The 23,931-nt window shown below is 64.4% G+C and carries 21 protein-coding genes; 8 read left to right on the top strand and 13 right to left on the bottom strand.

Going from position 1 to position 23,931, the window contains the following annotated elements; genetic code table 11:
- Positions 1 to 10: 10 nt before the first annotated feature.
- Both R3P95_RS08450 and R3P95_RS08445 read right to left on the bottom strand, forming a co-directional pair.
- Positions 11 to 1,276 carry an ABC transporter substrate-binding protein gene (locus R3P95_RS08450; protein WP_317548015.1) on the bottom strand — a complete coding sequence of 422 codons (1,266 nt, stop codon included), beginning with the start codon at positions 1,274 to 1,276 and terminating at the stop codon, positions 11 to 13.
- A gap of 181 nt (positions 1,277 to 1,457) precedes the next feature.
- On the bottom strand, positions 1,458 to 2,720 hold the full coding sequence (locus R3P95_RS08445; protein WP_317548014.1) for an ABC transporter substrate-binding protein: 1,263 nt from the start codon (positions 2,718 to 2,720) through the stop codon (positions 1,458 to 1,460).
- A gap of 222 nt (positions 2,721 to 2,942) precedes the next feature.
- Between R3P95_RS08445 and R3P95_RS08440 the strand changes: the two genes are divergently transcribed.
- Positions 2,943 to 4,415 carry an MFS transporter gene (locus R3P95_RS08440; protein ID WP_317548012.1) on the top strand — a complete coding sequence of 491 codons (1,473 nt, stop codon included), beginning with the start codon at positions 2,943 to 2,945 and terminating at the stop codon, positions 4,413 to 4,415.
- A 34-nt stretch (positions 4,416 to 4,449) separates the two neighbouring features.
- Here R3P95_RS08440 and R3P95_RS08435 read toward each other — a convergent pair whose 3' ends face one another.
- The 5 genes from R3P95_RS08435 to R3P95_RS08415 all read right to left on the bottom strand — a co-directional run bounded on the left by R3P95_RS08435 (position 4,450) and on the right by R3P95_RS08415 (position 9,861).
- Positions 4,450 to 5,589 carry an amidohydrolase family protein gene (locus R3P95_RS08435; protein ID WP_317548011.1) on the bottom strand — a complete coding sequence of 380 codons (1,140 nt, stop codon included), beginning with the start codon at positions 5,587 to 5,589 and terminating at the stop codon, positions 4,450 to 4,452.
- A 124-nt stretch (positions 5,590 to 5,713) separates the two neighbouring features.
- The gene (locus R3P95_RS08430; RefSeq protein WP_317548010.1) at positions 5,714 to 6,577 is read right to left on the bottom strand and encodes a mycofactocin-coupled SDR family oxidoreductase; all 864 of its coding nucleotides are present in this window, start codon (positions 6,575 to 6,577) and stop codon (positions 5,714 to 5,716) included.
- Positions 6,578 to 6,634: 57 nt separating this feature from the next.
- The gene (locus R3P95_RS08425) at positions 6,635 to 8,167 is read right to left on the bottom strand and encodes an aldehyde dehydrogenase family protein (protein WP_317548009.1); all 1,533 of its coding nucleotides are present in this window, start codon (positions 8,165 to 8,167) and stop codon (positions 6,635 to 6,637) included.
- Between the two features lie 132 nt (positions 8,168 to 8,299).
- Positions 8,300 to 9,442 (bottom strand): thiolase family protein, encoded by a 1,143-nt coding sequence (locus R3P95_RS08420; protein WP_032375041.1) that lies wholly within the window; start codon positions 9,440 to 9,442, stop codon positions 8,300 to 8,302.
- Positions 9,439 to 9,861 (bottom strand): Zn-ribbon domain-containing OB-fold protein, encoded by a 423-nt coding sequence (locus R3P95_RS08415; RefSeq protein ID WP_032375040.1) that lies wholly within the window; start codon positions 9,859 to 9,861, stop codon positions 9,439 to 9,441. Before R3P95_RS08415 ends, R3P95_RS08420 begins: the two co-directional genes overlap by 4 nt.
- A 252-nt stretch (positions 9,862 to 10,113) precedes the next feature.
- On the opposite strand from R3P95_RS08415, the gene R3P95_RS08410 reads away from it, so the two are divergent.
- Positions 10,114 to 11,334 carry a CaiB/BaiF CoA transferase family protein gene (locus tag R3P95_RS08410; RefSeq protein WP_032375039.1) on the top strand — a complete coding sequence of 407 codons (1,221 nt, stop codon included), beginning with the start codon at positions 10,114 to 10,116 and terminating at the stop codon, positions 11,332 to 11,334.
- Between the two features lie 173 nt (positions 11,335 to 11,507).
- Here R3P95_RS08410 and R3P95_RS08405 read toward each other — a convergent pair whose 3' ends face one another.
- Positions 11,508 to 13,655 carry an acyl-CoA dehydrogenase gene (locus R3P95_RS08405; protein WP_317548008.1) on the bottom strand — a complete coding sequence of 716 codons (2,148 nt, stop codon included), beginning with the start codon at positions 13,653 to 13,655 and terminating at the stop codon, positions 11,508 to 11,510.
- A 278-nt stretch (positions 13,656 to 13,933) separates the two neighbouring features.
- On the opposite strand from R3P95_RS08405, the gene R3P95_RS08400 reads away from it, so the two are divergent.
- Complete coding sequence (locus R3P95_RS08400; protein WP_032375037.1) at positions 13,934 to 14,227, top strand: hypothetical protein; 294 nt, start codon at positions 13,934 to 13,936, stop codon at positions 14,225 to 14,227.
- 19 nt (positions 14,228 to 14,246) lie between these two features.
- Positions 14,247 to 15,740, top strand: a complete 1,494-nt coding sequence (locus R3P95_RS08395; RefSeq protein WP_317548007.1) for a class I adenylate-forming enzyme family protein — start codon at positions 14,247 to 14,249, stop codon at positions 15,738 to 15,740.
- 144 nt (positions 15,741 to 15,884) lie between these two features.
- On the opposite strand, the gene R3P95_RS08390 is transcribed toward R3P95_RS08395, so the two are convergent.
- Positions 15,885 to 17,123 carry an acyl-CoA dehydrogenase family protein gene (locus tag R3P95_RS08390; protein ID WP_032375035.1) on the bottom strand — a complete coding sequence of 413 codons (1,239 nt, stop codon included), beginning with the start codon at positions 17,121 to 17,123 and terminating at the stop codon, positions 15,885 to 15,887.
- 18 nt (positions 17,124 to 17,141) lie between these two features.
- Positions 17,142 to 18,269: an acyl-CoA dehydrogenase family protein gene (locus tag R3P95_RS08385; RefSeq protein ID WP_317548005.1), complete on the bottom strand. Its 1,128-nt coding sequence runs from the start codon at positions 18,267 to 18,269 to the stop codon at positions 17,142 to 17,144.
- Positions 18,270 to 18,501: 232 nt separating this feature from the next.
- Here R3P95_RS08385 and R3P95_RS08380 point away from each other — a divergent pair, with 232 nt between their 5' ends.
- Positions 18,502 to 19,386: an AAA family ATPase gene (locus R3P95_RS08380; RefSeq protein WP_317548004.1), complete on the top strand. Its 885-nt coding sequence runs from the start codon at positions 18,502 to 18,504 to the stop codon at positions 19,384 to 19,386.
- 13 nt (positions 19,387 to 19,399) lie between these two features.
- Here the strand turns inward: R3P95_RS08380 and R3P95_RS08375 are convergent, their stop codons facing one another.
- Positions 19,400 to 20,083 (bottom strand): alpha/beta fold hydrolase, encoded by a 684-nt coding sequence (locus tag R3P95_RS08375; RefSeq protein WP_317548003.1) that lies wholly within the window; start codon positions 20,081 to 20,083, stop codon positions 19,400 to 19,402.
- Positions 20,084 to 20,145: 62 nt separating this feature from the next.
- Here R3P95_RS08375 and R3P95_RS08370 point away from each other — a divergent pair, with 62 nt between their 5' ends.
- From R3P95_RS08370 to R3P95_RS08360, 3 genes are all read left to right on the top strand, one after another.
- Entirely contained in the window at positions 20,146 to 21,522 is a 1,377-nt protein-coding gene (locus R3P95_RS08370; protein WP_317548002.1) for a vWA domain-containing protein, read from the top strand.
- 69 nt (positions 21,523 to 21,591) lie between these two features.
- The gene (locus tag R3P95_RS08365) at positions 21,592 to 22,113 is read left to right on the top strand and encodes an FAS1-like dehydratase domain-containing protein (RefSeq protein ID WP_317548001.1); all 522 of its coding nucleotides are present in this window, start codon (positions 21,592 to 21,594) and stop codon (positions 22,111 to 22,113) included.
- 31 nt (positions 22,114 to 22,144) lie between these two features.
- Positions 22,145 to 22,564, top strand: coding sequence for a hotdog family protein (locus R3P95_RS08360; protein ID WP_317547999.1), 420 nt, complete (start codon positions 22,145 to 22,147; stop codon positions 22,562 to 22,564).
- Positions 22,565 to 22,633: 69 nt separating this feature from the next.
- On the opposite strand, the gene R3P95_RS08355 is transcribed toward R3P95_RS08360, so the two are convergent.
- Both R3P95_RS08355 and R3P95_RS08350 read right to left on the bottom strand, forming a co-directional pair.
- Positions 22,634 to 23,569, bottom strand: coding sequence for a VOC family protein (locus tag R3P95_RS08355; RefSeq protein WP_317547997.1), 936 nt, complete (start codon positions 23,567 to 23,569; stop codon positions 22,634 to 22,636).
- 37 nt (positions 23,570 to 23,606) lie between these two features.
- Complete coding sequence (locus tag R3P95_RS08350) at positions 23,607 to 23,930, bottom strand: DUF4286 family protein (protein WP_317547995.1); 324 nt, start codon at positions 23,928 to 23,930, stop codon at positions 23,607 to 23,609.
- Position 23,931: the final 1 nt, after the last annotated feature.

Raw genomic sequence — 23,931 nt, 5'->3', positions numbered from 1 at the left:
GCGACCGACGTCAGTTGACGACCTCGCCGCAGGTGGCTTCCGGCTCGGGCACGAAGGCGTTGCCCTCGTACGTCACCAACCAGTTGCATCGGCCGTAGGGGGTACCGGCGGGGACCGGCCCTGAGGCGAAGTTGGCCGGCTCGATCAGCAGGCCGCCCCCCTCGTAGTCCGATACCTTGCGCAGTTCGGAGATGAAGGCTTCACGGGTGGGGCAGTCTCCCGCCTTCTTCAACCCTTCGATGAAGAGGTCGGCCGAGACGTATCCCGGTCCGGTGAAACCGGTACGCGGATCCACGCCGTCGCCGTACTCGGACATCGCATCGACGAAGGCCTTGGTGCCGTCGGTCTCGAGTTCGATGGGGACGATGCCGACGCCTGCGCCGGACACTCCCTGCAGCAGGTCCCCGACCTGTGCCGTGATCTTGGGGTCGTACAGTCCCTGCATCTCGGTGGCCTTGAGCTCGACGCCCTGTGCCGCCATCGCCTTGAGGACCGAGATGGAGGAGTCGGTGACGAGCGGCATGTACAGGCCGTCAACTCCGGCGTTCTTCATCTGAATGGCAACCGATGTGGCATCGAATGCGCCCAGCGGGATGTCGAACGAGGTGGCCGCGACATCGAGACCGATCTCTCCCGCGGTTTTGACCAGCCCGTCGGCTCCGCCCTTGGAACCGGTGGAGTTGTTGGCGAGGACTCCGAGCTTGGTGACGCCCTTGTCCTGCATGAACTGTGCCATCGACGTCGAGTAGAAGCCGATCAACGCGGCACCGGCGTAGCCGAACGCGTTGAGCTTCTGCTGGTAGGCCGGCTGTCCCGGGTAGCCGGTGACCGGAATGTTCTGAGCGGAGAGGTAATCGAACATCGTGTCCACGCGCGAGGCGTGCACGATGCCGAACGCCTGCTGCGACTGCACGGCGTTGCGCGCTGCGGTTACCTGTGCGGCTCCGTCGCCGAGGTCGTCGTTGGTGACGAGATCGATGGTGCGTCCGTTCACTCCGCCGTTGGCGTTCTCCAGGGCGAACCGCGCCTTGGCACCTTCGACGAAGCCCGCAAAGGTGGATGCCGACGGCCCCGACAGCGGGGATACCGATGCGACGGTGATCGAATCGGCGGTCACGCCGGGCGAGTTGCATGCGCCGCCTGCACCATCCGCTGAATTAGCGGCGCTCCCGGCACATGCGGTCACACTCGCCAGGGCAGTAAGGCCGACGGCACCCAGTGTCAGCGCGCGGCGGATACCAGACGAACCGGACCACACCGTCTCGGATATCGACATCAGAACAACTCCTCGAATTATGTTGCTGTACAGGGGAAGAAGAAGTGAGAGAAAGAACTGTGCCGATCCCTGAAGGTGGCGTGAACGAGTAACCGAAAGCCTTGCGGTAAGTAACACTATTCCTATGACACAGATCATGTCAACAAAACTTTTACAACGTGCTGCAAACCTGATACGGCACTCAGAGACCCTGGATCTCACCGCATGTCGCTGCCGGATCGGGCACGAAGGCACCACCGGCGTAGGTCACGAACCAGGCACACCGGCCGTACGGGAATCCACCCTTGACAGGACCTTCAGCGAAGTTCGCCGGCTCGACCAGCAGACCGTCGCCGGCGTAGTCGGTCACCGCACGCAACGCAGTCACGAATCCCTCACGGGTGGGGCACTCACCGGCCTTCTTCAGACCCTCGATGAACAGGTCGGCCGAGACGTACCCGGGAGTGGTGAAGCCGGTGCGCGGATCCACACCGTCGCCGTACTCGGTCATCGCGGAAACCAAGCGCTTCGTCGCCTCGTCGTCGACCTCGACCGGGACGGTTCCGACGGGCGGTGACGACACGCCGTCGAGCAGATCGCCCACCTGATCGGTGATCTTCGGATCGTAGAGACCCTGCATGTACGCCGCTTTCAGTTCGACGCCCTGCGCTTTGATCGCCTTGAGGATCGACACCGACGAGTCGGTGACCAGGGGCATGAACAGACCGTCTACACCGGCGTTCTTCATTTGCAGCGCAATCGAAGTCGCGTCGAAGGCACCGACGGGGATGTCCAATGAGGACTCCTCGACGTTGAGGCCGACAGTCGGGGCTACCGAGATCAATCCCTCGGCTGCACCCTTCGAGCCGGTGGAGTTGTTGGCGAGCACACCCAGACGTTGAACACCCCGGTCGACGAAGAACTGCGACTGAGCAGTAGACGGATAACCGATGCTCGCGGTACCGGCGAAACCGAACGCGTTGTCCATCGTCTGGTAGGCGATCTGACCGGGGAAACCGGTGACCGGGACATTCTGTGAGGCAAGGTAATCGAACATGGTGTCGACACGAGAGGCGTGCAGGATTCCGAACGCCTTCTGCGACTGCACCGCGTTACGCGCAGCCGTGACCTGAGCGGCTCCGTCGCCGAGGTCGTCGTTGGTTGTCAGTTCGATCTTGCGGCCGTTGACCCCACCTGCGGCGTTCTCCACCTCGAACCGAGCCCGCGCGCCCTCGACGAAACCGGCGAACGTCGAGGCCGAGGGACCCGACAGCGGGGAGACCGACGCGACCGTGATCGAATCCGCGGTCACCCCAGGTGAGTTGCACCCCCCGGCCGCTCCGTCCTGCGACGCGCTGCCGGCGCAACCGACGAGGCCGGACACCGCTGTCACGGTCACGGCAGCGAGGGCACCGACTCGGATCGTGGACCGCCTGGCGGCTCGAATCGACTCGAGAATCGACATACTTTGTTCTCCTGATTTTCGTAAAACGCGTACCGACGTACGCGCGAATGAGACTTCGACAGCCGGACTTCGAGAATTGGGACTTCGAACCTCGCAGGAGAGACGGAAGCGATTGTGCCGAAAATGCCTACGCCAGAACCTATAGTTCGATTAACCGCAAGACTTACGGTAAGGAACTTACACGATGAGGGCATCCGAATTGACCCAGTTGAAGATACAAAAATGAAGAAACCCTTCACCGGTGCCGGAAGCACGAACCCCACGGTCATCACTGCCGTACTGGCATCTACCGGCTTGATCGTCTCGTTCATGCAGACCCTGCTCACCCCACTCGTGCCGGATCTCCCGCGCCTTCTGGACACGAGCCCCGCCAACGCCTCGTGGGTCATCACCGTCACCCTGCTGGCCGGCGCCATCTGCACGCCCATAGCCGGGCGACTCGGAGATATGTTCGGTAAGAAGAAAATTGCCCTGATTCTGCTCACCGTCCTCACGGGAGGCTCGATACTCGCGGCCGCATCCACCGGACTGTGGCCACTCGTGGCAGGGCGTGCATTGCAGGGAGCCGGACTCGGCATCATTCCCCTCGGGATCAGCATGCTTCGCGACACCATCCCGACCGATCGACTCGGCCGGTCCGTCGCGCTGATGAGCTCCACCCTCGGAGTGGGCGGCGCCATCGGAATGCCGTTGTCGGCATTCGTATCCCAACGCGCCGACTGGCACGTCCTGTTCTGGCTCGCCGCCGTGCTCAGTACCGTCGGCGTCGTTCTCATCGCCGTGTGTGTGCCCGGCGGCCCGGCTCATCGCCACGCATCCTTCGACTACATCGGTGCCATCGGTCTCGCGGTCGGACTCAGTGGAGTACTGCTGGCAGTGAGCAAGGGAGCGGACTGGGGTTGGCTCCGCCCGGCCACCCTCACCAGCGCGGGCGTCGGCGTTGCGGTACTGCTGGCCTGGGGCGTCTATCAGTGGAACGCGCGCAGTCCGCTGGTGGACCTTCGGGTCAGTGCCCGACGGCCGGTGCTGCTGACCAACATCGCCTCGATCGCAGTCGGATTCGGGCTCTTCGCCTCGACCGTGGTGCTGCCGAAGCTGATCGAGATGCCGTCCACGTCCGGAGTCGGTCTCGGCCAGTCCATCATGGTGGCGAGTCTGTGCATGGTGCCCACCGGCCTGATCATGATGGCGACCTCGCCGATCGCTGCGCGCATCTCCGAACGCCACGGTCCGAGAACCAGTTTGATCATCGGCGGCGTCACGATCGCCCTTGGCTACGGCCTCGCGATGGCACTGATGACGCAGGTGTGGCACACGGTGCTCGTCGGCTGCTTCATCGGAGTCGGCATCGGCTTCGCCTACGCCGCTCTACCGACCCTCATCATGCGGGCCGTCCCCGACAGCGAAACAGCAGCGGCCAACGGACTCAACACCCTGATGCGCTCGATCGGCACCTCCACCGCCAGCGCCATCACTGCAATGGTGCTCGCGCAGAACGTGATCGAGGTGGGATCGGTGCCGTTGACCACTGCATCCGGGTTCCGCCTCGCCTTCGCCATCGCCGGCCTCGCCGCCGTGGCAGCCGTGGTCGTCGCATTCTTCATTCCCACGACATCGAAGACCTCCCACGAATCCGCCCCGGTGGCAGACGAAGGGGACAACGAGAAGAGCACCGCTCCGGTCGAGATCCGGTAGCGGTGCTCTTTCGTCGAGCTGGGGTGCGAGAAGATCAGTTACGCGGGAAGTCGTAGAAGATCCGTGCGTTGTCCTCGCACATCTTGCGAGCCTCGGCGTCGGGGATGTTCACCATCGACTCGGTGAGCACCTTGCGGGTGTGCGGCCACTGCGAATCCGAGTGCGGGTAATCCGACTCGAACATGATGTGGTCGACGCCGATGCGGTGGCGCATCTCGAGGCCGGCCTCGTCGGAGATGAAGCACCCGCCGATGTGGCCGCGGGCGAAGAGCTCCGAGGGGCGAACGCTCTGGTGCACGTCGTTGTAGAAGCGGTGACGTTCCCACACGTAGTCCGAGCGCTCGAGCACGTACGGCATCCAGCCGATTCCACCCTCCGACAGTGCCATTCGCAGTGTGGGGTAGTTGTGGAACACCGGTGAGAGCAGCAGCTCGGTCATCGCACTAGCCGAGTTCAGAGCGAACAGGGTGATGGCAACGGTGAAGTTGGTGCTGGCACCCTCGGGCGAGACCTGGGGAGCACCGCCGGAGCCGAAGTGCAGCGAGAGCGGGATGTTGGCTTCCTGGGCGAACTCGAACACCGGGTTCCAATGATCGGTATGCCAGGACGGCAAGCCGATGCGGTCCGGGAGTTCGGGGAACGTCCAGGACTTGACGCCCTTGTCCGCGGTCCGCTTCATCTCCTTGACGGTCTCGTCGACGTCCCAGTACGGCAGACCGGCGAGCGGAATCTGCCGGCCGGGGTCGTAGGCGCACCACTCGTCGAGGATGAAATCGTTGTAGGCCCTTGTGCATTCGTTCGCCAATGCGAAGTCCTTCGACTTCTGGAACGTGGAGCCGGCGAATCCGCCGAAGTTGGGGAAGCACAGCTGCGCGTGCACACCCTCGGTGTTCATGTCCTTGATGCGGTCCGAGATGTCGTAGCATCCGGGCAGCATGTCGTCGTAGGATCGCGGATCCATCCCGAAATCCTCCGGGGGCTTTCCGGCTACGGCGTTGAGGGCGAAGTTGCCTGCCTTCTGGCCCTCGTAGATCCACCAGTCGTTTCCGTCCTCGGCGCGTTCGATGCGCGGGGCGTCATCTTTGAACTTCGCGGCCACACGGTCGGTCCACACCCGTGGGTGTTCGATGACGTGGTCGTCGACCGAAATGATCTGTACATCGTCGGCAAGCATAGTCCCTCCTCAGGGAATCGAGCGTGGGGGAATACCCGAGTCGGCGGTGCTACGGACCCCGCTCCAGTAAGACTTACGATACATCATTCTTGTGAGTGCCGTCACAAAATTCTGGTGGCGGGATTCAGCCCGGAGCTCCCGAGGACGTCACTGCCAGCGTCGCCCCGGCATCCACCTTCAACTGCAGGCCGGTGACGTAGCGCGCGTCGTCCGAGGCGAGGAACAACACCGCCTTGCTGATGTCGATCGGTTCGACGTATCCGATCGGCATCGGCTGCATTGCTGGAAAAGCGATTTCGGCATCCTCACGCGTCGGTGATTCGAGGTCGGGTCGGAACACCCGGTACATCGGATCGCTCTGCAACATGTCGGTGTTCACGTTGGTGGGGTGCACGGCATTGACACGGATCGACGACGGTGCGAGCGCGAGCGCGAGATCGTGCACGTACCGCGAGACCCCGCGCTTGGCGTGCGAGTACCCCGAGCCACCCGGGCCGTTCGCGGGATTGTCGGTGCCACCGGAGATCAGGCCGGCCACCGAACCCGTCGCCACGATCGATGCGCCTGCGCTCAGGTGTCGGTATGTGGCCGAGACCGTGTTGATGACACCGACGAGATCGACGTCGACGGCATCGATGAACGCCTGCGGCGGCACCTCCCCGCCCAGTGGGCAGATTCCGGCGTTCGCGACGACGATGTCGAGACGACCCAGCGCAGCCACGCCCTCGTCCACGGCGCGACGTAGTTCGCTCGGCTCGCGCACGTCTGCCTTCGACGCCACCACCCGTCGGTCCAGCTCCTCGATCAGGCGCGCGGTCTCGGCCAGGTCGGCCGAACTCGCCAGTGGATATCCGTTGGTGGCGATGTCCTCGCAGATGTCGACAGCGATGATGTCGGCACCCTCCCTGGCCAACTCGAGCGCGTGACTACGCCCCTGACCACGGGCAGCGCCGGTCACGAACGCTACCTTGCCGTCCAGTTTTCCCATTGTTTCGTCCTAGCTCGTGTAGTCGGTGTTCTCGTATCGAGAGATTTCGCGCGCGGATCAGATGAAACCGATGGCCTTGGTCTCGAGGTGCTGCTCGAAACCCTCCAGCCCGTTCTGTCGTCCCTGGCCGCTGACCTTGTATCCGCCGTACGGCGAGTCGGCACCGTAGAAGACGCCGCCGTTGACCGACATCGAACCGGTCCTGATGCGCTTGGCGACGGCGAGTCCGTGCTCGGTGGATGCCGAGAAGATCGCACCGGAGAGTCCATACATGCTGTCGTTTGCGATGCGGACCGCCTGGTCCTCGGTGTCGTATCCCAGTACCGTCAGTACCGGTCCGAACACTTCCTGCTGGGCGATGGTCGCGTCGTTGGTGGTTCCGGCGATCACGGTTGGCTCGATGTAGAAGCCGCCTGCGAGATGCTCGGGTAGGTTCTTCGCCGCACCGCCGCCGACGGTGATTCGGCCACCCTCGGCCGCGGCACCCTGCAGCATCCCGAGAATGCGCGCCTTCTGCTTGACGTTGATGACCGGTCCGACGAACGTCTGGAGATCGGCCGGGTCGCCCACCGGAAGCTGCCCGTACATGTCGGTGACCATCTCCACGACCTCGTCGTACCGCGAGTTCGGGACCAGCAACCGCGTCGTGAGTGCACATCCCTGCCCGGCGTGCAGGCAGGCCTGCGCGGCCGACGGAATCACCTGGGCCAGGTCGGCATCCTCGAGTGCGATCATCGCGGACTTACCGCCAAGTTCGAGAAATACTCTCTTGAGCGACGCAGATGCTTTCTGCTGCAACATCTTGCCGACTCCGGTGGATCCGGTGAACGAGATCATGTCCACCCGCGGATCGGACACGAGCATCTCGGCGATGCTGTTGTTCGGCGTCGGCACGACGTTGAAGACGCCCGCCGGTATGTCGGTGTGCTCGGCCATCAAGCGGCCGATCCGGGTCGAGGTCCACGGGGTGTTGGGGTCCGGCTTGAGGATCATCGTGTTCCCGGTGGCCAGTGCCTGCCCGATCTTGTTGACGATGATCTCGAACGGAAAATTCCACGGCGCGATGGCACCGACCACACCGATCGGTTCCTTGTAGACGCGCCTCTTGTTGTCGGCCGGGCCGAAGGACAGAGGTCCCAGATCGCGTTCCCACTCGTACGTGTCGATCAATTCTGCCGGGTAGGTGAGGCCGTCGGCCAGCGGCCAGTCCAGTTGCGCCAGATAGGTTGCCGACAAAGGCGATCCGGCTTCGGCGATGATCTCGGTCCGCAGTTGCTCCTGCTCCGAGACCAGTGCCTCGTGCAGCTGCAGCAGCACCCGACGCCGCAGGGCCCTATCGGTGGACCATTCGGTTTCGTCGAATGCCCGACGCGCGGCACCGATCGCCTCGTCCATGTCCTCTCGCCCCGCGGCGGCAGCAACGCCGATCACCGCACCGGTCGCCGGACTGATGTTGTCGAAGGTGTCGCCGGAGCGCGACGCACGCAGTACTCCGTCGATCATCAAGCGCTGCTCCGCATTACGGCCCGCTTCGCTGTTGACGTCGGCGCTTGTGCGACCTGCCGAGGTGGATTGTTCGATAGTGGTCATCGATGACTCCCTGGAGAGAGGAGGCCGATTCTCTCGGCCGGAGACGAGCAGTAGTTGATACCGCAAGCCGTACCGTACCTACTCCCGGGAGTCACCGATGCACTATCGACGAAAAGTCGACATCGCCCCCGGTCAGGACGTGAGAACCATAGCTCCACATTGTGGACCGGCGGCGTTGGCAACCACGGCAACCCTGGCCCCGTCGACCTGACGGACATCGCACTGACCGCGCAGCTGCAGCGTCGCTTCGGCGAGGAAGCTCAGCCCGTGCATACGACCCTCGGCGAGCTGGCCACCGTTGGTGTTCATCGGCAGCGAGCCACCGGGCCCGATCGTCGCACCGCCGTCGACCCAGTCACCGAACTCTCCGATTCCGCAGAGCCCCAGTGCTTCCACCCACGAGATCGTGATGTGGGTGAAACCGTCGTAGAGCTCCGCGACGTCGACATCGGCGGCCGTGACCGACGAGCGTTCCCACAGAGTGTCCGAGCACGGCCTGGTGCCGCCGAAGACGAAGTCGTCGGTGAATGTCCAATCCGGCCGCCCACCGGTGCCCAGCGCGCTCGCATCGATCAGCACCGGCTTCTGCGCCAGGTCGGCAGCTCGCTCGGCGGTGGTGATGATGACGGCACACGCACCGGTGATCGGGTAGTCGCAGTCGAGGAGACGGAGCGGTTCGGAGACGAACCGGGAGGCCAGGTAATCGTCCATGGTGACCGGATCCCGCAGTACCGCACGCTCGTTGAGGGCGGACCACTTGCGGGCATTGACCGCGATGGACCCGTAATCCTCCTCGCGCCCGCCGAACTCGGCGAACCTGCGCTGCTTCTTCATGCCCATCACCGGAATGATCGCGCCTGCGACGCCGTAGGGCATCTGGAACTGCAGAGGTCCACTCGCGGGCGGAAACACCACCTGCCCGCTCTGCTGACCCCATTCGCGGGTGATCGAGCGGAAGACGAGCGCGACGTCGCACTGCCCGCTGGCCACCGCCGCCTCCGCAGCGATCGCCGCCGCCATTCCCGAGGGTCCGGAACCGGCATGGTCGCCGAAGCACCGCAGATTCTTGATTCCCAACATGCGCTGCATGTCGATCGCGATCTCGTCCGAGGCCGGGTACTCGAAGATGCCGTCGATATCGGAGAATTCGAGGCCGGCGTCGGCGATGGCATTCTTCGCTGCCGTCGTCGCGAGCGGACGGCTGTCGACGCCGCGATCGCGATGGATGGCGGAATAGCCGACTCCGACGATGGCTGTCTTGCGTCCGAATGTCATGCCGAGTCTCCTGATCGCACTGGCCGGAACTGGGGAAGGGACTGCGAGCCCCGTTTCTCGAAGGTCACCTCTACCGGCAGTCCGGACCGAAGTTCACCGGGCTCCGCATCGACGATGTTGCTCAGAATCCGGATGCCCGGATGGTCGTCGAGCTCGGTGAGACCGATCGCGAGCGGAACGGAATCGCCGAAGGCGGGATGGAACGCCTGATGCAGAATCGTGTAGGCGTACAACGTTCCTCGGCCACTGACCACCACCGCGCGAGCCGATCCCGACACGTCGATGCGTTCGGCGACCGAGTTCGGTGGGAACTGTACGAAATCGCTGTCCTCGAAACCCTGGATCGCGAGTTCTCCCCGGGCTGCATGCTCCCAGTAGAACGCGCTGACCGCGTCGGGTACAGGTTCTGGCTTGTCCATCGGCACCTCTCTGTGACCGGTGGTCGCGCGGCATCGATGTCCGCCCGACCCTCACCACTGGCTTACCATACGGTAAGCCTTTCTGGAAGTTCGGAAAACGCAGGACTCCACGCGCATCGGAACCATTTCCGATCAGTTCCGGCAAACCCGTCACATTTGCAATAGATAGGTTTACGGTAAAGGCAATCACCGCTCGCGCCGAGAGTCCGCGAGCCCCGAACGACCGGGCACAGTCGAGATGAGAGGTCACTGATGACGGGCATTCTGGATGGCATCAAGGTCGTCGAACTGGCTTCGTGGACATTCGTCCCAGCGGCCGGTGCGGTATTGGCGGACTGGGGTGCCGACGTGATCAAGGTCGAGGACACCAAGGCGGGCGATCCCGGCCGAGCACTCGTCGTCGGCGGGCTTCGACGCGACAAGGCCCGCGCGGACGCAGACTTCATGCTCGAGATCGGTAACCGCGGCAAGCGCAGCATCGGCCTCGACCTCAAATCCGAGAAGGGTCACGAGTACCTGGCCAAGCTCCTCGCCGACGCCGACGTGTTCCTGACCAACTGGCTGCCCGCCCCCCTCGAACGCGCGAACCTGACGTTCGAGCAGGTCAAGGCCATCAACCCGAACATCATCGTCGCTCGCGGATCGGGCCAGGGCTCACGCGGCCCCGACCGCAACCGCGGCGGATTCGACTCGGCCAGCTTCATGGCCCGCGGCGGCGTCGCCTACGCACTCTCGCCCGACGATGCCGAATACCCACTGGGCCAGGGCCCCGCGTTCGGCGACCTGCCGAGCGGGATGACACTGGCCGGAGGCGTCATCGGCGCCCTGTACCACCGCGAAAAGACCGGCGAGGCAACAACAGTCGACGTCTCATTGCTGGCCCAGGCCATGTGGACCATGGCCCCGGACATCCTGGCGTCGGACTTCTTCGGAGTCGATCGCATTCCGGTTCCGCCGGTCGGTAGCTCCGTCAACCCGGTGACCCACAAGTACCGCACGCTCGACGACCGCTGGATCCAGCTGGTCTTCTTGCAGCCCGACAAGTTCTGGGCCAACTTCTGCCACCGCGTCGGCCTCTCCGAGCTCGCCGAGGACCCCCGGTTCGTGCCCTCGGCCAACCTGATCGCCAACACGAACGAGGCGGCCGCGCTCCTGCGCGATCACTTCCTGACGCGGGACCTCGAACACTGGACCAAGGTGCTCGCCGACGAACCCGGGGTCTGGTCCGCGCTGGCCTCTCCCCAGGAGGTCCTCGTCGATCCGCAGGCCTCCTCGAACGGCTACCTCATCGAGAACAAGGACGACAACGGCGTCGACTACCGCGTCGTCGCTCCGCCGGTGCAGTACGGCAACGTCACGCCCGAACCCTCACGCGCTCCCGAACACGGCCAGCACACCGAGGAGATCCTGCTCGAACTAGGCCTGAGCTGGGGCGACATCGCCGAGGCGAAGGACAGCGGCTCGGTTCTGTAGCTACTCGCGACACACTCACACGCAGACGAATGTGGCCGGCACCGAAAGGTGCCGGCCACATTCGTCTTCTCTCGCACCGGACAGGGATACGAACCAGGGCAGGTACCGACGATGTTCTCGTCCGTACCTGCCCTGCCCTGCCCTGCCCTGCCCTGCCCTGGGCGCGTACCGATCTATACGTTGAGCGGATCGCGCGGAAGCCCCAGCAACCGTTCCGCGATGACGTTGCGAGTGATCTCGGAGGTGCCGCCTGCGATGGACAGGCAGCGGTCGAAGAGATATTCGAACGAGATCTCGCCGTAGGCACCGGTGACGGCCGATGCGCCCGCGATCTGCATCCCCAGTTCGGTCACCCGCTGGGCGTGCTCGGCGGAGAGCAGTTTGGTGACGTTGCCCTCCGGGCCCGGGCCCGCATCGACGACGGCCCGCACCACTCGGCGCAGATCGAGCAGTCGCATGTTCTGCTCCTCCACGACCAACCGTGCGATCGCGCGGCTCACCTCGACGTCGCCGGGCTTCTCCGCGGCCGCGACGTCGAGAAGATCGAACGCGGACAGTCCTTCACGGCTGCCCGCTCCGATCGTCACGCGCTCGTTGCCGAGCGTTGCCCGCGCTACCTTCCACCCGTTGTCCACCGCGCCGACCACGTCGGAGTCCGGCACGAAGACGTCGTCGAAGAAGACCTCGTTGAAGAGAGACTCTCCGGTGATCTCGCGCAGCGGCCGCACCGTCACACCCGGCGCGTGCATGTCCATGACCATGGCGGTGATGCCCTTGTGTTTGGGGGCGTCACGATTGGTGCGGATGGTCGCCAGACCACGGTTGCAGTCCTGTGCGCCCGAGGTCCACACTTTCTGGCCGGTCACCCGCCATCCTCCGTCGACCTTGACGCCCCTGGTGGACACCGCCGCCGCATCGGATCCGGCACCCGGCTCGCTGAAGAGCTGGCACCACTGGAATTCACCGAGCAGGCTCGGCATCACCCACCGGGCGATCTGATCCTCGTCCGCCTGCTGCGTCAGGGTCAGCAGGACCCACCCGCCGATACCGAGATTGGGCTGGTCCACCTCTGCCATCTCGTCTTCGATGACGAGCTGTTCGATGGCACCTGCGGCCCGTCCGAACGGAGTCCGCCAGTGCGGAACCAGGTAACCCGACTCGGCCAGCACGCGACGACGATCCGCCTCGGGGGTGCCCTGGTAACTCGCGACGAACTCGCGCACCGCGGAGCGGTACTGCTCGGCCTCGGCCGGCAGGTCGAGGGAGTAGCTCCGGCGCTCACCCGCGTACGAGCGCTCGATCAGGTCGTCGAGCACCACATCGGCCGGCGCGATCAGTGCCGCGAGTGCGCGGCTGCGACGAAGGTAGAGGTGCGCGTCGTGTTCCCACGTGAAGCCGATGCCGCCGTGCAACTGAATGTTGAGCTGCGCGTTGTGGATTGCTGCGGAGAACGCCGTGGCAGCGGCAACGTCGGAGACGATCGCGGCCTGCGCATCGGATACCGGTGTTCGCGCGGCGTCCCACACCGCTGCCGTCGCCAGCTCCGACTGCACGAGCATGTTGGCGCAGTGGTGCTTGACCGCCTGGAACGACCCGATCGTTCGACCGAACTGACTGCGTACCTTGGCGTACTCGACCGCCATGTCCAGGGTGGCCCGCGCCGAACCCGACGCCTCGGCCGAGAACAGCACCCGCGCGATGCGTCGGACCGCTGCTGCTGCGCCTGCGACGACGGTGCAGTCGGCGACGGCGACACCGTCGAGAGTGGCGGACCGAATTCCCAGGGTCGGATCGAGTGCGTCCACCGTCGCAGTGGTGACGCCCGCGGCATCGAGTGGGACCACGACGGCGTCGTCGCCACTGACCAGGAGCACCAGCGTGGCGAATGCGCCGCCGATGATGGGTCCGCTGGTGCCCGACACCGCGTCACCGACGGTGATGTCGGCGGCGAGGGCGAGCGATCCGATCGCGCTACCGTCGGCGAGCGTGGGGAGCAGGGCCGATCGCTGCTCCTGCGTCCCCAGTTCGTCGAGGGCAACGGACACGACCGATGATGCGGTGAACGCGCCCGGCGCCAGTGCGTAGCCGAGTTGTTCGACCACCAGAGCGGTCTCGGCCAGTGTGTAACCCTGTCCACCGACCGACTCGGGCAGATGCAACCCCTGCCATCCCTGCGTGGTCATGCCGGACCAGAGGGTCGAGGTATCGGCGGATACACCGTTGGTCAGCTCTCTCGAACTGGCGGTCGCCTTCACACCGGCCAGGAAGTCCTTGGCTATGTCCGTGAGCTGTTGGTGTTCCTCGGTGATCGCCAAACTCATGTGCGTACTCCTTCTCGGTGTTTGACTTGCTTGGTGTTCATTGGAGTCTCGAGCGGCCCCGATGAACGGGTCACATCGAAAGGTTTCAAAAAAGTGCCTTGGCCAGCGGCAAGGTGTGTACCATATGCCTTACGGTATGGAACTTACCACCGTAGTCCGTCAGTCCGGATCACTCTGGCGAACAAAATGTGCGAGCACCGTGGCAAGGCATTTTCGAGGTCCGGCCGTCTACAACGCAGTCATCTATATGCAGTCATCTATATGAGGAGAGATCTCTCGTGGCACTCAAAGTTGGAAGTCACCTTCGCGCACCATCGTCGAGCTGCGAGGTCGTGGTCGTGCGCGGCACCGAGGCACAGGGCACGGTGCTCCTGGCCGGCGCTCCCATGAGCGTCGACGCGGTAGCCGGTCAGTCCGGTCCCGAGGGTCCCGCGCTCGCCGTGGGCAAGCGGTACACCGACGCCGATTCCGGGATCGAGCTTCTCATCGTCAAGCCCGGCACCGGATCGCTGACCTTCGCGGATCGCGAACTGAGCTTGAAGTCGGCAAAAGCTCTGCCGGCGTCCGACTGAGAAGGGTCGAGAACAGATCATGAACCTCCTGACATTGCTCGACATGGTCGCGGGCGGCAATGGCGACATCACCTTGCTCGGCACCCTCGACGACGGCCTGACCGGCGCGCAGCTCCAACAGCGCTCGCTGGCCGGTGGGGGCATCGTTCGTGAGTCCGGCGCAGACACCGTCATCTTCCTCGGCGGCAACGGACCGGCCTTCCCGGTGGCACTGTTCGCATCGGCCTACGCCGGTGTACCGTTCCTGCCCATCAACTTTCGCCTCAGTGGTGATCAGATCGACGAGATCATCTCGCGGTCCGCGCACCCGCTGATCGTCACCGACGACCCCGAGCGCGCCGGTGCCCCCAACGCGATCACCACCGCGGATTTCCTGGCGCGCACAAGCGCCGCACCGCCATTGGCGGATCCGGCCGATCCCGACGTCGAGGACATCGCCGTCCTGCTGATGACCAGTGGAACCACCGCCGCACCCAAGAGTGCGGTACTGCGGCACCGGCACCTGACGTCGTACGTACTCGGTTCGGTGGAGTTCGCATCCGCCGAGGCAACCGACGCCACCATCGTCAGCGTTCCGCCGTATCACATTGCCGCAGTGGCCAATCTGCTCTCGAATCTGTTCGCCGGCCGCCGCATCGTGTATCTCGATCAGTTCACTCCCCGGCAGTGGCTCGACACCGTGCGTGGGGAGAAGATCACCAACGCGATGGTGGTGCCGACGATGCTCGTGCGCATCGTCCGCGAACTCGTCGCCGCGGGCGAGACGGGTCCGCCGACCCTGAAGGGGCTGTCCTACGGCGGAGCCAAGATCTCTGCGCCCGCACTGGCACACGCACTGGAGCTGTTCCCGCACACCGGATTCGTCAACGCGTACGGTCTGACCGAAACGGCGTCGTCCATCGCCGTCCTCGGCCCCGACGACCACCGCGACGCATTGGCCAGCGACGACCCCGGTGTCCGCGCCCACCTGGCATCGGTCGGTCGAGCACTGCCCAGCGTGGAGATCGAGGTGCACGACTTCGACGGCTCCCCCTGTGCGCCCGGCGTTGTCGGCGACATCGTCGTCCGCGGTCCGCAAGTTGCCGGCGAGTACCTCGAAGCGGGCTCACTCGTCGACGCCGACGGTTGGTTCCCCACCCGCGACCTCGGCTACCTCGACGCCGACGGCTTCCTGTTCGTGCAGGGCCGAGCAGACGACACCATCATCCGCGGCGGCGAGAACATCGCGCCCGCGGAGATCGAAGCCGTACTCTCCGAACACGAATCGGTGGCCGACTGCGCCGTCGCCGGAATCCCCGACGCGGAGTGGGGTCATCGCATCGCGGCATTCGTCGTCACAGCCGACGGCCACACCGCCGACGCCGACGCTCTGCGCGCCTGGGTACGTGCGCAGCTGCGCAGCTCCAAGACTCCCGACGACGTGATCTTCCTGGACGAACTACCGACCACTCCGACGGGAAAGATTCTGCGACGCAACCTCGTTGCCTCGGTACGTTCGGATGTACCTGCCTAGTCTCCGTACACCCATCAGACACCGGTGCCCCGTCCGATTCGGACGGGGCATCGGTGTGTCAGCGGTTCGGCGAGCCAGGGACATGAAAAAAACCGGCACCGCCGCGATGAACTGCGGCGATACCGGTTCTTTGTTCCTGCGGGATCAGCGTCCGCGCTTGACTTCCTTGAACGGAACGTCGCGGTCGGCCGCGTATTCACGGGGCATCTGCAACAGTCTTTCGCTGATGATGTTGCGCGACATCTCACTGCTGCCGCCGCCGAGGCTCGCGCCCTGGCGGGACAGGTAGTGCTGACCCATGTCCGCAGCACCGCGCTCACCGAGCGGGCCGACGACCGATTCGCTACCGGCCAGCTCGAGAGCGATATCGCTGTTGAGCCAGTCGGTTTCGGCATGGAAGAGCCGGATGAGCGACATGGCCGGCCCCGGTAGCTCACCGGATTCGACGGCACCGGCGATGCGCTTGATCAACTGGTCCTGCACGGTGCGGTGGGCATAGGCCTCGCCGACGCGCTCGCGCACCCGGACGTCGTGATTCTGCCCGGTCTTCTGTGCCAGCTCGACGAAGTCCAGCGACGCGTTGCGGGTGTCGAGCACGCCGACTCCGCTCGAGTACTGCGATCCACCGCCCACGGCCGTGCGCTCGTGGAAGAGCTGACGAGAGGCGACCGACCACCCGTCGTTGACCTCTCCCACAACACAATCCGCCGGAATGACGACGTTGTCGAAGAATTCCTCGCAGAATTCGGTGGAGCCGTTGACCTGCTTGATTCGGCGGATGGTGACGCCGGGTGAGTCCACCTTGAGCAGGAACATTGTCAGGCCGCGGTGCTTGGGCGCATCCCAATCGGTGCGGGCCAGGCACAGTGCCCAGTCCGCCGCGTAGGCGCTGGTGCTCCACGTCTTGGCACCGTTGAGGATCCACTCGTCACCGTCCCGCTCGGCCCTGGTGATCAGCCCTGCCAGATCCGATCCGCCACTGGGCTCGGACAGGAACTGGACGAGGATCTCGTCGCCGCGGATGGCGGCACTGATCCGGTCCCGCTTCTGCTGTTCGTTGCCCATGTCGAGGATGGTGGGCGCGCAGATGGTGAACGTGGGGACGTTGAGCAGCAGCGGTAACTCGTAGCCCATCGCCTCTTCGGTGAAGGCATCCTGGTGAGCCGAGGTCAGGCCGAGACCGCCGTACTCGACGGGGTAGCAGATTCCGGCGAATCCACCTGCGTAGAGCATCTTCTGGAGCTCGCGGGTGCGGGCCCACATCGCGTCGTCGTCACCCTCGGGCGCGGCGGGGGCATCCGGATCGAAGCGGGGCATGTTGTCGGCGAGCCAACCCCGTGCGCGCAGCCGGAAGTCCTCGACGCTCTCTGTCGTCACAGTCATGATCGTGTGTTGTCCCTTCTAGAGTTCGAGGTGGTCGGCGATGGAGCGCCGGTGATCCTCCGGCGTGCCCAGCAGTTCACGATTGAGCAGTGCGCGGCGCAGGAACAGGTGCAGATCGTGTTCCCAGGTGATGCCGATTCCGCCGTGCATCTGCACGCAGTCCTGAATGATCTGTGCCGACCGCCACCCGACGTACGACTTGGCGACGCTGACGAGATACGCCGAGTTCTCGGCTCGGTCCTGCACTGCCTCTGCGGCACCGTCGACGGTCGCATGGCAGGCCTCGAGCCACATCTTCATGTCGGCGAACCGGTGCTTGAGTGCCTGGTACGAGGCCAACGGGCGACCGAAGGAGTAGCGATCGAATGCCCACTGCACGGTGAAGTCGAAGACGGTGTCGAGTAGCCCGACAGTCTCGGCGACCTGGAGCAGGTTGGCCACCTGGATCTGCCGGTCGATCAGCGCCGCCGTCGTGTCGATATCGCCGACGACGGTCTCGCTGCCGACCTCGACGCCGTCGAACTCGACGGACGCGTACTGCTTGACCATGTCGATGGAGCGCGAGCGCACCACGGTGACACCGGGAGCATCCGAGTCGACCAGGAACTGCAGTGGTCCGTTCTCGGTCAGCGCGGTCACCAGAAAGGCGTCCGCCTGTGGGCCGGCCTCGATACGGTCCTTCGTTCCGGACAGGGTGTAGCCCTGCGCCGTCTGCGTGGCAGTCACTGCCGGAGTATGTGGGGCCCAGGCATTTCCGGGCTCGTACACCGCCCAGGTAGCCACCTTCTCGCCCGAGACCAGTTCCTCGATGGCCTTACCGTGATCCGGTCCGGTCCTGGCATCCACCAGTGCGGCCAGGACCACGTTCACCGGGTGCAGCGGACCGGGTGCGACGCCGCGGCCCAGTTCCTCGGCCACCGCCACCAGATCGAGGATGCCTTTGCCGGTGACGCTGCCGCCGCCGAGTTCCTCCGGAACCTGCAGCGCGGTCCAGCCCAGTTCGGCTCCCCTGCGCCACCACGAGCGCTCGAACGAGGTGTCCTGCTCGGCCAGGACACGCACACGACTGATCGGTGCCTCCTTGGCGAGGAAAGACTTGGTCGTTGCTCGGAACAGCTTCTGTTCCGACGATGTGTCCACTGTCATCTTGGTTGACCCTTCTGTTCCGTCGCCGCCCAGTCGTGTCGCCGACGTACGGCTCGTAACTGAGGGGAGGAACCGCGTTTCGACGGCATCGAATCGGTCTGCTCGACCGGTGGCAACGACCGATAGTTGTCGCCACCAGCAGAATGCGCCGCGAAATGCGAGTTGTCAAATGCCTTACGGTAAGACCAACGGAATAGTATTCTGTAGCGACGTTCAGCAGAGAGAAGGCATCATGGACACAGTCGATCTTGGCTCGGCAGGCGACGTTCGCAAACGGTTGTCCGCACACGGCTACCTCCCCGACGATCACATCGCGGGCACCGTGCACCTCGCCGCCGCACTCGGCAAACCGATTCTGGTGGAGGGCCCCGCCGGAACCGGCAAGACCGAACTCGCCAAATCCGTTGCGGCCATCACCGATGCCCGGCTCATCCGGCTCCAGTGCTACGAGGGTCTGGACGAGTCACGGGCGCTGTACGAGTGGGACTACCGCAAGCAATTGCTGGCCATCCAGGCCGCCCGCGGCGACGAGGGCAGCGACAACAAGGGCAGCGGCACCGACGCCGGCGTGTTCGACGAGAAGTTCCTGCTCACCCGGCCGCTGCTCGAGGCCATTCGAGCCGAGGATCGCGTGGTGCTGCTGGTCGACGAGGTGGATCGCCTCGACATCGAGACCGAAGCACTGCTGCTGGAAATCCTCTCGGACTTCCAGGTCTCGATCCCGGAACTGGGAACCGTCGTCGCCACCCAGCGGCCACTGGTCTTTCTGACCTCGAACAACACTCGCGACCTGTCCGAGGCACTCAAACGGCGATGCCTCTACCTACACGTGGGATACCCCGACGCGGCGCGTGAGCGCGACATCGTGTTGAGCAAGGTGCCCGGCATCACCGAACAGCTCGCGGGACAGGTCACCGCGGTCGTCGAATCGTTGCGTTCGATGAACCTCAAGAAGAAGCCGTCGATCTCCGAAACCCTGGACTGGGCGCGCACACTCGTACTACTGGGCACCGACGACGTGGACGTGCAGACCGTCGTTTCGCATCTGCACGTCCTGCTCAAGTACCAGTCCGACATCGAGTCCGCCACCGCGGAACTCCAATCGACTCATGCGTGATCCGGTGCTCGGCTCACACCGACACCGGTGCCCGCAGGAAGTCCGCGACGGCAGCGAGCGCCCGATAGTCCGCGCTCGTCGCAAAGTGATCGGTACCGGCGAGCGTCACCAATTCGGCACGGCGCAACGAGCTCACGAGGGTGTCCGCGGGCCCGACATCGTCCCTGTCACCGAGAATCACCAGTACCTGCGCGGCGATGGACGCCAGCGCCTGCGCATCGGGTTGGCGGGGCACCGCTCGCACGAAGCGGGCGATCGAACCCGGGTCGTTACCCGCCGCTACGGCGGTCTTGGCCATGAAGGCCAGACCGGGATCGGCGATGGTGCCGGGTTGCTCGAACGCGTCGGCGATGGCCCGAAGACCTGCACCGTCGTTCCACATTCCGTCGCCGACGCCGAGCAGCGCGAGCCGCGCGAATCGGGTGGGATTACGAGCTGCACTGCGCAACAACATCAGCGAGCCCGCCGAGAATCCCACCGCGGTATCGATGTCGTTGTCCGCCGCCACCTCGAGGAGCGCGTCGAGGGCGGCATCGTCGTCGCCGGCGTCCACGATCGCCCCGATGTGTCCGGGCAGCGAGAACCCCACTGCCTCGTAGCCGAGCTCACCGATGACGTCCGGCCACCCGTTACGTTCCCAGTTGTTGGCGTAACTGGACGCGAGTCCGTGCACGAACAGAATTTTGGAAGATGTCATGCTCGCACTGTAGCCGTTCTTCCGTTGGGCTACAGCACGATTCGATCGTCCGGGGAATTACGGTGCTGACCGCGATCGAGGGTGTCGTCAGCGAACTGCGCCGCATGCAGGTACCGATTTCCACGAGCGAGGTGCTCGACGCCCTGCGCGCCGTCACCGTCACCGACATCTCCGACCGCGCAGATCTGAAGTCGGCGATCGGCGCGTGTCTGGTCAAATCGAACGATCACCGACATGCCTACGACACCGTGTTCGATCTGTACTTCGCTGCCCCGGTGCCCGATTCGACCGAAGCAGCACAGCCGTCGACCGACGCTGGAGCCGAACCTCTCGCATCGTTGAGCGACGCCGCGTTGCGCGACATCCTTCTCGACGCTGCCGCAACCGACGGCGACACCCTGCTGCGCGAGATCGCGAACGTGGTCGTCGATCGGCATGCAGGCATTCAACCGGGCCGAGCGGTGGCGGGCACGTTCTACATCTACCGCGCCATGCGCGCAATGGGCTCGGATTCCCTGGTGGCAGACATCGTTTCACGTTCCACATCGGATGGTCCGATGCCGGGACTGCGCCAACGTATGGCGCGTGAACACGCCGAACGCCGCGTGGAGCGGTTCCGCCAACTCGTCGAGGGCCGGATTCGGCTGGCCCTCGTCGCGGACCGCGGAGCCGACGCGGTGGCAGCCACCCTCCGTGCGCCACTGCCGGAGGATGCCGATTTCCTCACCGCGTCCTCGGAGCAGATCGCGGCCATGCGGACCGCCATGGATCCCCTGGGCCGCAAACTCGCTGCCGCGCTGACCGGTAAGCGAAAACGCTCCGGCCGACAGGTCGTCGACCTGCGAAGGACCATTCGCGGATCGATGTCGACCGGTGGAATACCACTGCACCTGGCAATGGCCGATCCACGTCCGAGCAAGCCTAAACTGGTTGTCCTCGCCGATATCTCGGGATCGGTCGCCACCTTCGCAGAGTTCACGCTGCGCCTGATGTCGGCACTGCGGATGGAGTTCGCGTCACTGCGATCGTTCGTGTTCATCGACGGAGTCGACGAGGTGACGCACATCTTCGCCGAGGCGGACACCATCGTCGACGCCTCGAAGAGAATCAACGACGAGAAGCTCGGCGTCTGGCTCGACGGGCGATCCGATTACGGTCATGCTCTCGAATCGTTCGCCGCGGAATGCCTGCGCGATCTGGACAGCCGCAGCACCGTCCTGGTGCTCGGCGATGCGCGCAACAACTACCACAACCCCCGCGCCGATCTGCTCGATGCAGTGCGGTCGCGGGCCGCGCACCTGTACTGGCTGAACCCGGAGAAGCAGGTGCTGTGGAACAGCGGGGACTCCGTGATCGCGGAGTACTCCAAGCACTGCGACGGGGTTCACGAGTGCCGAAACATCCGACAACTCGTCGACTTCGTCGAATCACTGGCCTGAGTTCGCCCGAATCACTGGCTGACTTCGCCCGAATCACTGGGCTGACTTACTTTACAGAGAGGTATATCCATGACACTCGTTTCCGAGGCCATGCGCGGCGCGGTCGGACGCACCGTGACGCAACGTTCGTCCCACCCCATCTCCGAGTCCGATATTCGCAAATGGGCTCTCGCGGTGTACTGGCCGGCCGAGCCGCCGCGTCTGTATCTCGACAGTGACTACGCGGCGGGCACGGTGTGGTCCTCGATCGTCGCACCGGAGGAGTTCAATCCCTTCGCGTGGTCCGTAGCCGGTTCGACCCCACAGGCCGACGAGGCAGCCGACATCGATGCGAACGATCCGGACCGGTTGGAGAAGGCGCTCGGCATCGCCGGTCCCGGTCTGAAGTTCCAGCTCAACGGCGGACTCGTCGCCGAATACGGCGAACGGATGCGGCCGGGGGACGTCATCACCGGAACCGAGAGCCTGCACGAGTACCGCGAGCGCGACGGCAAACTCGGCTCGATGCTGTTCACCACCATCGAGGATCTGTGGACCAACCAGAACGGCGCGGTGGTCAAGCGCACCCTGATGACCCTGATCCGGCACTGATCCATTCACTGACACGAAAGCGACACACTTCATGACGAACACACAGACCGTCGCCGTACCCACGGTGGGCGAGGAACTCACTCCGTTCACTCGCGACACCGGTTTCGCCAACTGGAACCGATACGCCGCGGTCAACGACGAATTCGTACCTATCCACATGGACGACGAGGCGGGCCGAATCGCCGGTCAGAGTGGTGCATTCGGCATGGGCAACCTGCAGTGGTCCTACCTGCACAATCTGGTGCGGCAGTGGGCCGGGGACAACGCGGTGATCCTGTCGATGAGCTGCCAGTTCCGCAAGCCCAACACCAAGGGCACGGTCACCGCGCACGGACGCGTCACCTCGGTCGACTCGACCGAGGAGGGAACCGAAGTGGGCCTCGAACTGTGGACCGAGGATGCCGTCGGCGACAAGATGGCACCGGGTGCCGCGCGAGTTCTTCTGCGCTAGAGCGACTTCGAACGTAGTTCGGGGTGTGTCGCACAATCGCGACACACCCCGAATCACGTGGTGAGAGGGTCAGACCTCGAAGGGATCGTTCGGGATCGTCTCGGTGCTGAAGAAGTACGGCGCATTGTGGGTGTCGTCGGGATTGGCGGCGAGCAACGTCGGCCGGATCCGGGTGGTCCGGACGCCCTTGAGGTTGAGCCACCTCTCGGCCGAATCGATATCGGAGACGCGGAACGTCACACCGTAGATCATGTTTCCCCACTGCGCCACGTGGCGGCCCAGTTCGGATTCTGCACTGAGCGGCTGTGCGAGCTGCAGCAGGCAGTCGCCGAGCTGGACGATCTGGAACTTGGTCTGCAGCTCGTCGTCGATCCCGGAATGCACCGGAACAGCCTGGATCACATCGACATACGTGTGCACTGCCGCATCGAGGTCCTTGACGCCCAGCGTCACGTAGTTGGCCCGCTCGATCGTCAGCGGATGGCTACGCCAGATCTTGACCTGTGAGGACCAGGTGCCGAGCTGGCGCGGGTCGTCGGGCATATCGGTGCGGCACAGTTCCACCATCAGCCCTGCCGTGTCACGCGGGCTCGGGTAGAAGTAGACCGTCTCCGGGTCCATCTCCTCGATCTTGCCGCCACCGGGCTTGCCGATGTAGACGCCGCGTTCGATCAATCGGTTACCGATGGCCTCGAGATCGTCGACCTTGTATCCGACCGAATGCAGATGCTTTCCGTACTTGGTGAAGAACTTTCCCACCGGCTTGGTCGGATCCGCAGGCAGATTGGGAGCCATGGTCTCGACACAGAAGTCCGAGACCTGGATCAGGCCGGCCCAGCGGTCCTCGACCTCGAGCCACTGCGGCTCGTCGACGCCCATGAACATCAACCCACCGAACACGTCCTCGTAGAACTTGTTGAGCGACGGAACGTCGTCGGTCATGTGCACCATGTGGATCATCAGGCCGATTCCGTGATCGCCTGTCTTCTGAACTGTCTTCTCCATGTCACTTCTCCTGTGATCGTGTCTTCTGGATGAAAAATCAGATGCTGGTGAGGAATTCGACCACCGGCGGATGGTCGGTGACGTTCATCGTCTCGGTCATCGTCACCCGTCCTTCTCCCACGGCGCCCTGCAGCGCAGCAGCAGCTCCGGCCGCGTCGGCGTCGTCGATCTCGTAGATCGCGACGTAGCGGGGCAGCGCGTCGGCGTCAGCGGTGAGTACCTTGTAGCGGCCGACGGTGGTGATGGCCGGTATCGCCGCCCGAACATCGGGGATGTGCACCCCGTCGTACCATCGGCCGAATTCCTCGTCGTCGGCCGCGGTCACCGGACTGCTGGAGGCCAGCAGTATCGATTTCGCCATG

Source organism: Rhodococcus cercidiphylli, from assembly GCF_033042225.1.
GTDB lineage: Bacteria > Actinomycetota > Actinomycetes > Mycobacteriales > Mycobacteriaceae > Rhodococcoides.
Note: the sequence above shows the minus strand (reverse complement) of the source record. Positions and strands in the feature narration are given on the sequence as shown.